The 13,271-nt window shown below is 64.5% G+C and carries 11 protein-coding genes and 1 pseudogene; 6 read left to right on the forward strand and 6 right to left on the reverse strand.

Annotated elements, in window-relative coordinates; translation table 11 throughout:
* The first annotated feature begins 14 nt into the window (after positions 1-14).
* The 4 genes and pseudogenes from qcrA to E3T23_RS09820 all read left to right on the forward strand — a co-directional run bounded on the left by qcrA (position 15) and on the right by E3T23_RS09820 (position 3,569).
* The gene (gene qcrA, locus E3T23_RS09810; RefSeq protein WP_134370190.1) at positions 15-1,088 is read left to right on the forward strand and encodes a cytochrome bc1 complex Rieske iron-sulfur subunit; all 1,074 of its coding nucleotides are present in this window, start codon (positions 15-17) and stop codon (positions 1,086-1,088) included.
* On the forward strand, positions 1,085-2,704 hold the full coding sequence (qcrB, locus tag E3T23_RS09815) for a cytochrome bc1 complex cytochrome b subunit (protein ID WP_198416206.1): 1,620 nt from the start codon (positions 1,085-1,087) through the stop codon (positions 2,702-2,704). The genes qcrA and qcrB overlap by 4 nt, the downstream gene beginning before the upstream one ends.
* A 31-nt stretch (positions 2,705-2,735) precedes the next feature.
* Positions 2,736-2,858 (forward strand): annotated as a pseudogene (locus E3T23_RS16000) (methyltransferase domain-containing protein); the annotation flags it as partial.
* 3 nt (positions 2,859-2,861) lie between these two features.
* Entirely contained in the window at positions 2,862-3,569 is a 708-nt protein-coding gene (locus tag E3T23_RS09820) for a methyltransferase domain-containing protein (RefSeq protein ID WP_166806264.1), read from the forward strand.
* 145 nt (positions 3,570-3,714) lie between these two features.
* Here the strand turns inward: E3T23_RS09820 and E3T23_RS09825 are convergent, their stop codons facing one another.
* From E3T23_RS09825 to E3T23_RS09845, 5 genes are all read right to left on the reverse strand, one after another.
* On the reverse strand, positions 3,715-4,137 hold the full coding sequence (locus tag E3T23_RS09825) for a cytochrome c oxidase subunit 4 (RefSeq protein WP_134370192.1): 423 nt from the start codon (positions 4,135-4,137) through the stop codon (positions 3,715-3,717).
* Entirely contained in the window at positions 4,138-5,877 is a 1,740-nt protein-coding gene (gene ctaD / locus E3T23_RS09830) for an aa3-type cytochrome oxidase subunit I (RefSeq protein WP_134370193.1), read from the reverse strand.
* A 3-nt stretch (positions 5,878-5,880) separates the two neighbouring features.
* On the reverse strand, positions 5,881-6,768 hold the full coding sequence (gene ctaC, locus E3T23_RS09835) for an aa3-type cytochrome oxidase subunit II (protein WP_134370194.1): 888 nt from the start codon (positions 6,766-6,768) through the stop codon (positions 5,881-5,883).
* A 182-nt stretch (positions 6,769-6,950) separates the two neighbouring features.
* Positions 6,951-7,307, reverse strand: a complete 357-nt coding sequence (gene erpA, locus E3T23_RS09840; RefSeq protein WP_134370195.1) for an iron-sulfur cluster insertion protein ErpA — start codon at positions 7,305-7,307, stop codon at positions 6,951-6,953.
* A 130-nt stretch (positions 7,308-7,437) separates the two neighbouring features.
* Positions 7,438-8,859: a dipeptidase gene (locus E3T23_RS09845; protein ID WP_134370196.1), complete on the reverse strand. Its 1,422-nt coding sequence runs from the start codon at positions 8,857-8,859 to the stop codon at positions 7,438-7,440.
* Between the two features lie 37 nt (positions 8,860-8,896).
* Between E3T23_RS09845 and E3T23_RS09850 the strand changes: the two genes are divergently transcribed.
* Complete coding sequence (locus E3T23_RS09850; RefSeq protein WP_241977817.1) at positions 8,897-9,493, forward strand: DUF3043 domain-containing protein; 597 nt, start codon at positions 8,897-8,899, stop codon at positions 9,491-9,493.
* 20 nt (positions 9,494-9,513) lie between these two features.
* Here the strand turns inward: E3T23_RS09850 and E3T23_RS09855 are convergent, their stop codons facing one another.
* On the reverse strand, positions 9,514-10,659 hold the full coding sequence (locus E3T23_RS09855; RefSeq protein WP_134370197.1) for an alkaline phosphatase family protein: 1,146 nt from the start codon (positions 10,657-10,659) through the stop codon (positions 9,514-9,516).
* A gap of 102 nt (positions 10,660-10,761) precedes the next feature.
* Here E3T23_RS09855 and E3T23_RS09860 point away from each other — a divergent pair, with 102 nt between their 5' ends.
* On the forward strand, positions 10,762-13,245 hold the full coding sequence (locus tag E3T23_RS09860) for a DNA gyrase/topoisomerase IV subunit A (RefSeq protein ID WP_134370198.1): 2,484 nt from the start codon (positions 10,762-10,764) through the stop codon (positions 13,243-13,245).
* The last annotated feature ends 26 nt before the right edge of the window (positions 13,246-13,271 follow it).

Here is a 13,271-nt window from a genome sequence, read left to right on the forward strand (position 1 = left end):
GATGAAGGAGAACAATGGCCAAGGACGATAACAGCGGGAAGGACTTGACCGCTGCTGACTCGTCGAGCGTCGGGCATGAGGGGGCTCCCGCAGGCACCGCCGTCGTCGTACGGGATGCCGTGGCCAACCCGGGCTTCCCCCCGCACCGCCCGCGCGTCACCGACCTTAACCCGAGCGCGGAGCGCCGCGCCGAGCGCACCGTCTACACGCTCTTCTACCTGTCGATCGTTGGCAGTGTCTTCGCGATCGTGGCCTACATGGTCTTTCCGATCATCCCTGAGGAGCCGGATTCGGTTCGGCTGAACAACCTGTTCATCGGTCTCGGCCTCACTCTCGCCCTACTGGCGATCGGCATCGGCGCCGTGCACTGGGGCAAGGCCCTCATGTTCGATCACGAGGGTGTCGACGAACGTCACCCGGTGAGAGGTTCCGACGAGACCCGCGAACGCGCGGTCGAAATCTTCCACGAGGCCAATGTCGAATCCGGCATCGGTCGCCGCACCCTCATCCGCAACAGCCTCATCGGTGCGTTGATTGCCTTCCCGTTGCCCGCCGTCGTGCTGTTCCGCGGCCTGGGCCCGCAGGACACCAACCCGGCCGCTCTCCTCGAACACACCATGTGGAAGAAGGGCACCAGGCTTGCGATCGATCCCACGGGCACACCGATCAAGGCTTCTGACGTCACCCTCGGCTCGGCCTTCCACGTCATTCCCGAGGGCCTCCAGGACCTCGGCCACGGCAAACTCGAAGAGAAGGCCAAGGCCGCAGTTCTGCTGATGAGGCTGAAGCCGGAGGACATCAACGAGCCTGCGGACAAGAAGGACTGGTCGTACGACGGCATCGTCGCGTACTCCAAGATCTGCACGCACGTCGGTTGCCCCGTCGCGCTCTATGAGCAGCAGACTCACACACTCTTGTGCCCGTGTCACCAGTCCCAGTTCGACGTGACGAACCAGTGCGAGGTCATCTTCGGACCGGCCAAGCGCCCGCTGCCGCAGCTGCCCATCGCGGTAGACTCAGAGGGATATCTCATTGCCCAAAGCGATTTCACTGAACCCGTCGGACCGAGCTTCTGGGAGCGGAATTGAGTACTGCAACTACGACCACTGAGCTGGTCGAAACAAAGAAATCCGGTGGTCTCACCGGGGCCGCCGCGAATTACATCGACGAACGCACGAGCATCTCAACCGCGGTCAAAGAGCTGGGTCGCAAGATCTTCCCCGACCACTGGTCGTTCCTGCTGGGTGAGGTCGCCCTCTACAGCTTCGTCATCATCCTTCTGTCCGGTTCATTCCTCACGTTCTTCTTCAGCGCGTCGATGACGCCGGTGGAGTACGACGGATCATACATGCCGCTCAAGGGCGTGGAGATGTCCGCCGCGATGGCGTCCTCGCTCGATATCTCTTTTGATATCCGTGGCGGACTCCTGATGCGCCAGGTACACCACTGGGCGGCACTGCTCTTCGTTGCTGCCATCGGCCTGCACATGCTGCGCATCTACTTCACGGGAGCTTTCCGCAAGCCGCGCGAACTCAACTGGGTCATCGGATTCGTGCTGTTCATCCTGGCCATGGCCGAAGGATTCACCGGCTACTCCCTCCCCGACGACCTGCTCTCCGGAAACGGACTGCGCATCATCGATGGAATGGTCAAGGGAATCCCGCTCGTCGGCACCTGGATCTCGTTCCTCCTCTTCGGTGGAGAGTTCCCGGGCGAAGCAATCGTTGGACGCCTGTACTCCCTGCACATCCTTCTGCTGCCGGCCATCATCGTGGCGCTGATCGCGATGCACCTGCTCTTCGTGGTCGTGCACAAGCACACGCAGTACCCCGGTGCCGGTCGCACCAACCAGAACGTCGTCGGCTACCCGGTCCTCCCGGTGTACGCGGCCAAGGCCGGTGGATTCTTCTTCATCGTCTTCGGCATCGTGATGCTGATGGCGTCGCTCTTCACGATCAACCCCATTTGGAACTACGGTCCCTACGATCCCTCCCCCGTTTCGGCCGGAACGCAACCGGACTGGTATATCGGTTTCGCTGACGGCGCCCTGCGCCTGATCCCGCCGGGACTCGAGTTAGTGTGGCTGGACCGCACCTGGTCCTTCAACATCCTGATCCCATTGGTGTCGCTCGGCCTGTTCATCCTGGTCGTCCTCATCTACCCGTTCATCGAGGCATGGGTGACCGGAGACAAGCGCGAGCACCACATCCTGGACCGTCCTCGGAATGCCCCGACTCGCACCGCCATCGGTGCCGCCGGTGTCACCTTCTACGCGGCGCTCTGGGCCACGGCTTCCTCGGACATCATCGCCACGCACTTCAAGGTGACGATGGAAGGAGTGATCCACACGATGCAGTTCCTGACCATCGTGGGACCGTTCATCGCTTTCTTCGTGACAAAGCGGATCTGCCTGGCGCTGCAGAAGAAGGATCGCGAGATCGTTCTGCACGGCTTCGAATCCGGGCGCATCGTTCGGCTGCCCGGTGGCGAGTACATCGAGGTGCACCAGCCCGTCGATGAGTACGAGCGGTGGAAGCTGGTCAGCTACAACGACTACAAGCCGCTCATGATTCGTCCTAACGCCAAGGGCAAGATCACCGTCGGCCAGAAGGCACGCGCCGGAATGTCCCGCTGGTTCTTCGAGGACCGGATCGAACCGGTCTCCAGCACCGAACTCGAACGGGCACACGGCGACCACCACTAGGCTTCGGTCGTCAACTACAGAACGGGCATCGATGTCCCTCCAGACCCTGTCGGAGTGGCTTCGGTGCCCGAACTGTTTTCTGCCTCTCTCCCCCGCCGGCCCGTTGACGCTGCGCTGCGGCGCGGGACACTCGTTTGACGCGAACAAACGCGGGTATGTGTCACTGGTGTCGGGCGGTGCACGCCGTCTGCTTGGTGACAGCACGGCGATGGTCGACGCCCGGGCCCTGTTCCTCGCGACCGGCTGGTACAAGCCTCTCCGTGAGCGGCTCGCGGCACGGGTGGCAGCGGAGAATCCCACACGGGTTCTGGACGTCGGTTGCGGTACCGGCTACTACCTGCAGGGAGTGCTCACGCGCTCACCGGACGTCTGTGCCCTGGGCATGGATCTCTCCCCCGTTGCCGTCGCACGCACGGTGAGCGGCCGGGACAACATCGACGGCCTCGTGGCCGATGTCTGGTCCCCCCTGCCGGTGCGGGACGCGTCAGCAGATGTGATCTTGAACGTTTTCGCGCCCAGGAACGCGTCCGAGTTTCATCGTGTATTGCGGAAGGACGGTATTCTCGTCGTCGTCGTGCCGCAGGCGACCCACCTTCAGGAGCTCAGGGCCGCGGGTCTGGCATTGGATGTGCCGCCGAACAAGGGCGATCACCTATCCGAGACTCTGTCCCCCGCCTTCGAGCTGGAAACCCGGGACTTGTTGTCGTCCTCCCTGCGCCTCGATCCGGCGCAGGCATCCGCTCTGATTGGAATGGGTCCGTCGGCGCACCATACGGATGCCGAGGCGGTGGCGCAGCAATTGAGCGGCTTGCAGACCGTCACGGCGGCCTTCGAGCTGCTCGGATACCGGCGCATCCCGGCCTGACGACCGGCAGCGCATGGGATCCGTGGATGCGGCTGACTTTCTTGCGGGACCCACCCTGCCACGGAACATCAGGGGCGCGAAAAAAGCGGCGTCCAGGACATATGTCCTGGACGCCGCCGTACGCACCAAAAAGGATGAATTCAGATCAGCGGGCGAAGTTACCCCGGTAGTACTCGTATACCCAGCCGACGAGGCAGATGACGCCGATGCCCAAGGCGATGATCGAAATCCACACGCCCACCGCCAGCCCCATGAAGAGCAGAGCGGCGCTGGCGGCCAGCAGGATGGGCCACCAGCTCCACGGGCTGTAGAAACCAACCTCGGGGTCACCGTCGTCGATGTTCGCGTCCAGACGGTCCTCGGGAAGCTCCCCGCCCTGTGCACTGTGCACCCGGCCGAGATAGAACGCGACAAACATGAACAGGATGGCGGACAGGCCAAGGGCGAATGTTCCCGCCCACTCGACCCTGTTCTGAAGCGGATCGACGAGGCCCCAGATGACATAGGCCGCCGTCACGACGACGAAGAACCCGCTCAGAATCCAGAGGAGATTGACGTTGGCTCTCATTTACTTCGTCCTTTTCGACGCTGCGTCATACGTGGGGGCATCCGGGGCGTCTTTCGCCGGCCCGATACCAACCGTCATGGGCGCCTCCGGGTGGTTCAGGTCGAACGCGGGGCGCTCGGACCGGATCCTGGGGATGGAGGTGAAGTTGTGACGCGGTGGCGGGCACGAGGTCGCCCACTCGAGCGAGCCTCCGTAGCCCCACGGGTCGTTCACGGTGACCTGAGGTGCCTTGCGAGCGGTGATGTAGACGTTCAGGAAGAACGGGATCATCGAGACCGCGAGAATGAACGAGCCGACGGTGGACAGCTGGTTCATCCAGGTGAAGCCGTCTTCGGGCAGGTACGACGCGTAGCGACGCGGCATGCCCACGACACCCAGCCAGTGCTGAACCAGGAAGGTCGTGTGGAACCCGATGAAGAGGAACCAGAAGTGCCACTTGCCGAGGCTCTCGTTGAGCATCTTGCCGGTCCACTTCGGCCACCAGAAGTAGAACCCGCTGAACATCGCGAAGACCACGGTGCCGAAGATGACGTAGTGGAAGTGTGCGACGACGAAGTAGGTGTCCGAGACGTGGAAGTCCAGCGGCGGGGACGCCAGGATGACGCCGGTGAGGCCACCGAACGTGAAGGTGACCAGGAAGCCGAGGGCCCACAACATGGGCGTCTCGAACGTCAGGGAACCGCGCCACATGGTGCCGATCCAGTTGAAGATCTTCACCCCGGTCGGTACGGCGATCAACATGGTCATCAGGGAGAAGAACGGCAGCAGGACAGATCCGGTGACGTACATGTGGTGCGCCCAGACCGCCACGGACAGAGCCGCAATGGAGATGGTCGCGTAGATCAGGGTCTTGTATCCGAAGATCGGCTTACGACTGAAGACCGGGAAGACCTCCGACACGATGCCGAAGAACGGCAGCGCGATGATGTACACCTCGGGGTGACCGAAGAACCAGAACAGGTGCTGCCACAGAATGGCCCCACCGTTGGCCGGATCGTAGATGTGAGAGAGGAAGATTCGGTCGGACGCGGCGGCCAGGAGGGCGGCGGCCAGGACCGGGAAGGCCATCAGGACCAGGAGCGAGGTGACCAGCGTGTTCCAGGTGAAGATGGGCATCCGGAACATGGTCATTCCGGGGGCGCGCATCGTGATGATCGTGGTGATGAAGTTCACGGCACCGAGAATGGTGCCGAAACCACTCAGGCCGAGCCCGACCATCCACAGGTTGCCGCCGACGCCCGGGGAGAACGTCGTGCTGGCCAGGGGTTGGTAGGCGAACCAGCCGAAGGATGCGGCGCCCTGCGGGGTGAGGAATCCACCGACGGCGACGAGGCTTCCGAAGAAGAAGGCCCAGAAGGAGAAGGCGTTCAACCGGGGGAAGGCGACGTCGGGGGCACCGATCTGCAGCGGCATGAGGGAGTTGGCGAATCCGAAGAACAGCGGTGTCGCGAACATCAGCAGCATGATCGTGCCGTGCATGGTGAAGAGCTGGTTGTACTGCTCCTTGGTCTGGACGACCTCGAGGCCCGGGGCGAACAGCTGCGCGCGGATCACGAGTGCCATGACGCCGGCGAGGCAGAAGTAAACGAAGGACGTGATCAGGTACATGTACCCGATCACCTTGTGGTCGGTGGAGGTGATCCACCGGACGATGACGTTGCCCTTGCGCTCGACACCGGTGGGCCGGCGCGGGGCTGTGGGGGCTGCCGGTGCGGTTGGCACCGTAGTGGTGGTAGTCATGGACTAGTTGCCCTCCTGCTCGGTCGGGGCTGTCGTGCCCGGCAGATTCTGGTTGCGTACGTACTCGAGTCCGAGCTGGCCCTCGTTACCTGCAGCACGAAGGGAGTCGATGTAGGACTCGTAGTCCGCCTCGGAAACGACCTCAACGTTGAACAGCATCAGCGAGTGGTACTCGCCGCACAGCTCGGCGCACTTGCCGGAGTACGTGCCGATGCGCTCCGGGATGACCGACATGTAGTTGGTCTTGCCGGGGATCATGTCCTTTTTGTACAGGAAGTCGACGACCCAGAACGAATGAATGACGTCGCGGGCGTCGAGCGCCAGTTCGACCTTTTTGCCGACCGGAAGGACGAGCGTCGGGATCTCAGACTGAATCAGGGAACCGGCCGGGCCGTCCACGTCGGGCTGGCCCTGGATGCCGGCCGTGTAGACGTCTTCGTTGATGTAGTTGAAGTCCCAGGCCCACTGCTTGCCGATCACCTGGATTTTGACCTCCGGCTCATCGAAGCGAGCCTCGATCTCGGCCTGGTCCCGCGCGGTGAAGGCGAAGAAGCCGACCACAAGGATGAGGGGAACGACCGTGTAGAAGATCTCGATCGGCATGTTGTACCGCAGCTGGACCGGGAGCCCGGTCTGACCCTTGCGGCGACGATAGACGACGACGGCCCAGATGGTGAGCCCCCAGGTGATGAGCCCCACGATCATGAGAACCATCCAGGACGTGGTCCACAGTCCCGAGATTCGTTCGGTCTGGTTGGTCACCGCCGGCTCGCCCTCGACGAAGCCCGGAAGGTAGCCGTGAAGCTGGGTTTGCGTACAACCCGCTAGAACAAGGGCCAACGATGCTGCGATCGGAATTGCAGCCCATCGGAGACGATGGTTTTTGCGCACCAGTAACCTTTCGGTGAGACTCGACGACACACTTCACTGGAAGTGCTGTTATAGATTTCCAGCCTACTGTGAGCGGCACGATCTGATGTGCAGGAACAGGCAGGCGGAGGTAACGAATTCGCCGCCAGTCACAGTATTCGCGGAGACGCCGATCCCGTTGGCGTCCGTTGAATGCCGTCGGGTCAGCTGAACGAATCTCCGCACGCGCAGCTTCCACCGGCGTTCGGATTGTCGATCGTGAACCCTTGCTTCTGGATGGTGTCTTCGAAGTCGATGGATGCCCCGTCCAGGTACGGCACACTCATCTTGTCGACGACGACCTCGACACCATCGAAGTCGACGAGGGCGTCACCCTCGAGCACCCGCTCGTCGAAGTACAGCTGGTAGATGAGGCCAGAACAGCCGCCGGGCTGAACGGCGACGCGGAGGCGCAGGTCTTCACGGCCTTCCTGTGCGAGCAGACTGCGGACCTTGTCGGCGGCGGTGGGGCTCAGACTCACGCCATGAGCGGCCGTGCTGGGGGCGATTGTGTCGGTCATGGTGCTCCTTATTGTTTGTGTTGTTCTCGCGCAGTCTGCGGACACATGCCCGCCGGATTCACAGAGGATTCTACCCAGTGGAACCGGGAATGTGCCCCTCGGTCCCGTTTCCCAGGCCGTCCGTATGGGGTCAGCTCTCGGAGCGCTGGTTGAAACGGCTGAGCAGGAAGGCCTCGCTGAGAATGGCCCGTTTGAACACGCCGAGATGCAGGGATTCATCGGGGCTGTGCGCCCGGGAATCAGGATCCTCGACCCCGGTGACCAGGATCTGGGCATCCGGAAACACTCGGACCAGATCGGCGATGAAGGGAATGGATCCTCCGACGCCGATGTCGACCGCGCTTTCGCCCCAGGCTTCGGCCATGGCGCTGCGCGTCTCGGCCACGGCCCAGCCGCCCGTGTCGACCAGGAAGGCCTCCCCCGTGTCGACGTCGTCGATCTCGATCCGGGCGCCGAATGGAGCGTTGGCGTGCAGGTGGGCCTCGAGCGCACGGAAAGCATCGTCCGCCGGCTGACCGGGAGCGATCCGCGTGCTGATGCGCACGGTGACGGCTGGCGTGAGCGTGTTCGACGCGTTGGCCACCGACGGCGCGTCGATGCCGGTGACCGTGATGGCCGGCTGGGACCAGATCCGGCTGAGAACCGAGCCGTGACCGATCGGGCCGACGCCCTCGGTGAGCCCGGTCTCCCGGCGCAGCTGCTCCACGGAATAGTCGGGAGTAGGAACATCGATGCTCGTCAGCCCGGCGACGGCAACGGAGCCGTCGTCAGCATAGAGAGAGGCGAGCAGGCGAATGGCAGCCATCATCGCGTCGGGCACCGCACCCCCGAACATGCCCGAGTGCGACGCATGGTCCAGCGTGCGAATCGTCAGACGAAAGGTGACATTGCCGCGCAGCGCCGTTGTGAGGGCGGGAGTGTTGATGTCCCAGTTGTTTGAATCGGCAACGACGATGGCGTCCGCGCGCAGAGACTCGCGGTTCTCCTCGAGGAACGTGGCAAAGGACCGGCTGCCGAATTCTTCCTCGCCCTCGATGAAGAGCGCCAGACCGAGGTCGAAATCGGTGCCGTGGGATTCCACGAGCGCTCGGATCGATGCAATGTGCGCCATGACGCCCGCCTTGTCGTCAGCCGCGCCGCGACCGTAGAGACGGTCGCCACGCACGGTCGGTTCGAAGGGGTTGGAGTCCCAGTCGGCGTTCTGGCCGGGAGGCTGCACATCGTGGTGCGCGTACAGCAGGACCGTCGGCCGTCCGTTGCGGGCGGCGCGGGTGGCCAGAACGGCCGGGTGACCGAGTTCGTCGCCTCCCGGGATTCCCGCCCTCTTGACCTCGACCGATTCGAACACCCCGAGATCACGGGCCAGTGAGGCGACGGCATCCGCGCTGGCGGCAACCTGATCGGCGTCGAAGGCATCCCAGGAGACGGACGGAATCCGCACCAGGGAGCACAAATCTGCGATCGTCGTGGGAAGGCCCCGTTCGACTGCCGCACGAAGAGCCGGGGCGGCCGGGGAGGTTGCCGTGGGCGCTGTTTCTCGAATATCGGTCATCGGGTAATCTTAAGGCAACCAATTGCAAGGAACTGATGTGGCTAAGCCTGTGAACCCAGACGCACAACCATCCATGGAGACCCCGGACGAGACCAAGTCTCGTCTCGCGGGCGGCCAGCCTGTCGGAAAAGGGCAGGCGACGCCCAGCCGCAAGCAGCAGGAGGCCCTGAACCGGCGCCCGCTGGTTCCGGACGACCGGAAACTCGCGGCCAAGCAGGCGCGAGGCAAGGCTGCCGAGGCTCGCGAGCGGGCCCGGATCGGCATGGCCGCCGGAGATGAGAAGTACTTACCGCTGCGGGACCGCGGTCTGCAGAAGCGCTTTGTGCGCGATTTCGTGGACGCTCGCTTCAATGTGGGCGAATTCATGATCCCGGTGATGTTCCTCGTGATCCTGTTGAGCGTCTTCCCGGACCCGTCGGTTCAGACGTACGGATTCCTCGCCCTGTGGGCCTTCGTCATCGTCGCCATTGTCGACTGCGTCATCCTGGGGTTCATCGTCACGCGCAAGCTCAAGGCCAAGTTCGGCGCCGAGAAGGCCGAGCGCGTGCGCTGGTACGCCGCCATGCGGGCACTGCAGCTGCGTGTCCTGCGTCTGCCGAAGCCGCAGGTCAAGCGCGGCCACCACCCTTCCTGAGTCGGAAACTTCTCGCGCGCTCAGGAGGCGAATGTCCCTGACCTGATCAGGGGCACGCGGATTTCCTCGTCGGTCAGCGACCCGTGCTGACCGATCATGGATCGCGCGGACTGGTTCGGCTCCCGGGAGTCGTAGTAGGCGATGAGCTTGCGTGCGGCCACGACGACGTCGCCGATGCGGGGCAGCACCTCCGGGGCGACCTCGCCGAAGAGTCCGGACTGGACCGCCTCGTCGCGCGTGAACGCCCAAGCACGGTGGCCCTCGATTCCGCGCCAGCTGTCGGTGAGGGCCGCGGGGCCCTCGGTCCCGAGTTCGGGTTCGAGGTACAGGTGCAAGCACCGCGGGTCGCCGCCGATGTGGCGGACGCCGGCGACGAGTTCAGGGACCGTATCGAACAGCACGTGCCTGGTTGCGGGGACGTCGATGATTCCGTGGTCGGCCGTGACCAGGAGACCCTCATCGGCTTTCAGCCCGGCGGCGAAGCGCGCGGCGGCGGAGTCGAGGTTTTCCAGCGCGGCCAACCACCGGTCGGATTCCCAGCCGTGCGCGTGGGCCGCTACATCCAACTCGGGGACGTAGAGGTAGACCAGGGCGCGCGGTTCGGTGTCCAGAAGGTGACGGGCGGCGGCGAACCTGTCGGACACGCTCTCCGCGGGTACGTAGCGGGCGCCGCGGAGGGCCGCCTGGGTGAAGCCGGATGCGGTGTAGCGGCGCGGTCCGATGGCGAAACCGGGGATGCCGGCATCCGCGGCCCGTTCGAACACGGTTCGCGACCGCTGCCAGGTTTCCGGGCGCATCCCGGCGTCCCAGCCGGTCAGCTGGTTCACCACGCGATCCCGGTCGGTGTCTCGGACCCGGTAGCCGACGAGGCCGTGCTGGCCGGGTGCGACGCCGGTGGTGAGGGTCGTGATCCCCGCGGCCGTGGTGGATGGGAAGACCCCGTCGACCACGCTGGACTTGGTGAGCAGTGAGTTCAGGAACCGGGCGTGCCCGGCCCGGGCTCGCAGGGAACTGACGCCGAGGCCGTCCGCCAGAACGACGACCGCCTTATTAGCCTGGCCGAGGCTCAGGGCGTTGGGAAGACCCTCGATGGACGACAGGGAACTTCTGAGAACGTCGGCAAGGCGCAGGGGGCCGAATTGGCGGGCCGGTAGCATGGAGGGCATCCAGCCAAGTTTGACATAGACGGGGCCTACTCGAACCAGCGCCTATCCGACGCCTACCCGACAGCGCGCGTCCCGCAACGCGCGCCTCAGCAGAATTCACGAATGAGCCGTTCAGACAGCACACCGCCCGCCACGTTCACCGAGCGCATCGAGGATGTCGATGTGTCCACCGAGATGCAGGGCTCGTTCCTGGAATACGCCTATTCCGTCATCTACTCCCGGGCGCTACCGGACGCCCGGGACGGGCTCAAGCCGGTTCAGCGCCGCATCCTGTACCAGATGAGCGAGATGGGACTTCGTCCCGATCGCGGCCACGTCAAGTCGGCGCGCGTAGTCGGTGAGGTCATGGGCAAGCTGCACCCACACGGCGACACCGCGATCTATGACGCTCTGGTGCGCATGGCGCAGGCGTTCACGCTGCGCGTGCCCCTGATCGACGGCCACGGCAACTTCGGTTCGCTCGATGACGGACCGGCCGCCCCACGGTACACCGAGGCCAGGCTGGCGGCGGCGGCGCTGGCCATGACGGAGAACCTCGACGAAGACGTCGTCGATTTCGTGCCCAATTACGACAACCAACTCACCCAACCGGACGTTCTCCCAGCGCCCTACCCCAACCTGCTGGTCAACGGCGCGAGCGGTATCGCCGTCGGCATGGCCACCAACATGGCCCCGCACAACCTGATCGAGGTCGTCGGCGCGGCGCGTCACCTGCTGGCGCACCCGAACGCGACCCTCGAAGACCTGATGGAGTTCGTCCCCGGGCCTGACCTGCCCACCGGCGGCACGATCGTGGGGCTGGCGGGAATCAAGGACGCCTACGCCACCGGCCGCGGCAGTTTTAAAACCCGCGCGCGGGTATCCGTCGAAGCCATCACGGCCCGCAAGGCAGGCCTCGTCGTCACCGAACTGCCCTACCTGGTCGGGCCCGAGCGGGTCATCGAGAAGATCAAGGACGGCGTCAATTCCAAGAAGCTCAGTGGTATCTCCGATGTCACCGACCTGACGGACCGCACCAAAGGACTGCGCCTGGTCATCGGGATCAAGACCGGTTTCAGCCCGGAGGCCGTGCTCGAGCAGCTGTACCGGGTGACCCCGCTCGAGGACTCCTTCAACATCAATGCGGTTGCCCTCGTCGACGGCGGCCCGCAGACACTGGGTCTGCGGGAACTGCTGCTCGTCTACATCGGACACCGGATCGAGGTGGTGACCCGGCGCTCGGCCTACCGGCTGGCCCGACGCAAGGAGCGTCTGCATCTGGTTGAAGGTCTGCTGGTGGCGATCCTGGACATCGACGAGGTGATCCAGGTCATCCGCGCCAGCGACGACAGCGAGCAGGCCCGCTCCAAGCTGATCGACGTCTTCGACCTGAGCCAGATCCAAGCGGAATACATCCTCGAACTCCGCCTGCGGCGCCTCACCCGATTCTCCCGCATCGAACTGGAAAACGAACGTGATCAGCTGGTGGCGGAGATCGCGGCGCTGGAGAAGCTCCTCGGCAGCAAGGCCTCGATCCGCACTCTCGTGTCTGACGAGTTGGCCTCGGTGGCCGAACGGTTCGGCACCCCGCGCCGAACCCTGCTGACCGAAGCAAAACCGAGTATCGCCGGTGCCAACGGCGCCGCCGCCAAGCGGAACGCCGCCATCCTCGAGGTGACGGACTCCCCGACCAGGATCTACCTCAGCGCAACGGGCAAAATCGCTCGGGTCGACCTCCCGGCCGACAGCGCGGTTCTGCCCGAACGAATCACTCCGGCGCAGAGGCGGAGCAAGCACGACGCTATCCTGTCCGTTTTGGACACGACCAGCCGCACCGAGATCGGTGCGGTCACCAGCCTGGGGCGGCTCATCCGCTTCTCCCCCGTCGACCTCCCTGTGCTGCCGCCGACCTCGATCCAGCTCGCGGCCGGTGTGCGCGTGAGCGACTACCTGGCCCTGCCCAACAAAGCAGAGAAGATCCTCGCGCTCGTTGCACTCGACTCCGAACGGTCGATCGTGCTCGGAACCCGACTGGGCACCGTGAAGCGGGTCACCCCGGGCGACTGGGCGAACAAGCCTGACTTCGAGATCATCGGGTTGAAGCCCAAGGACGTGGTGGTCGGCGCGGTGCAGGGATCGGACGATGACGAACTCGTCTTCATCGCCTCCGACTCTCAGCTGTTGCGTTTTCCCGCCGGCTCGGTGCGTCCGCAGGGTCGTACCGCCGGGGGCATGGCGGGCATCAAGCTCGCCGCCGGCGCGCACGTGGTGTACTTCACCAGCGTGGATTCGCAGGGCGCGGCCGCTGTCGTTGTCGCGACGGTCGCCGCCGGCAGCCAAACCCTGCCTGGGACCGACCCGGGCAGCGCCAAGGTGTCCGACTTCTCCGAGTACCCCGCGAAAGGCCGGGGTACGGGAGGCGTGCGCTCTCAGCGGTTCTTGAAAGGCGAGGACATCGTTTCCGTGGCGTGGGTGGGACCGCAGCCCGCACGGGCAGTAGGGTCCGACGGCGCACCGCGCGCTTTGCCCGAATCAGGCGCCCGGCGTGACGCGTCAGGGGCCATGCTCGACTCCGTGATCGGTGCCATCGGTGCCCGGATCGGGTGACGTCCGAGAAGCCGGGTAGTGAGCCG

The organism is Cryobacterium cheniae (assembly GCF_004403395.1).
GTDB lineage: Bacteria > Actinomycetota > Actinomycetes > Actinomycetales > Microbacteriaceae > Cryobacterium > Cryobacterium cheniae.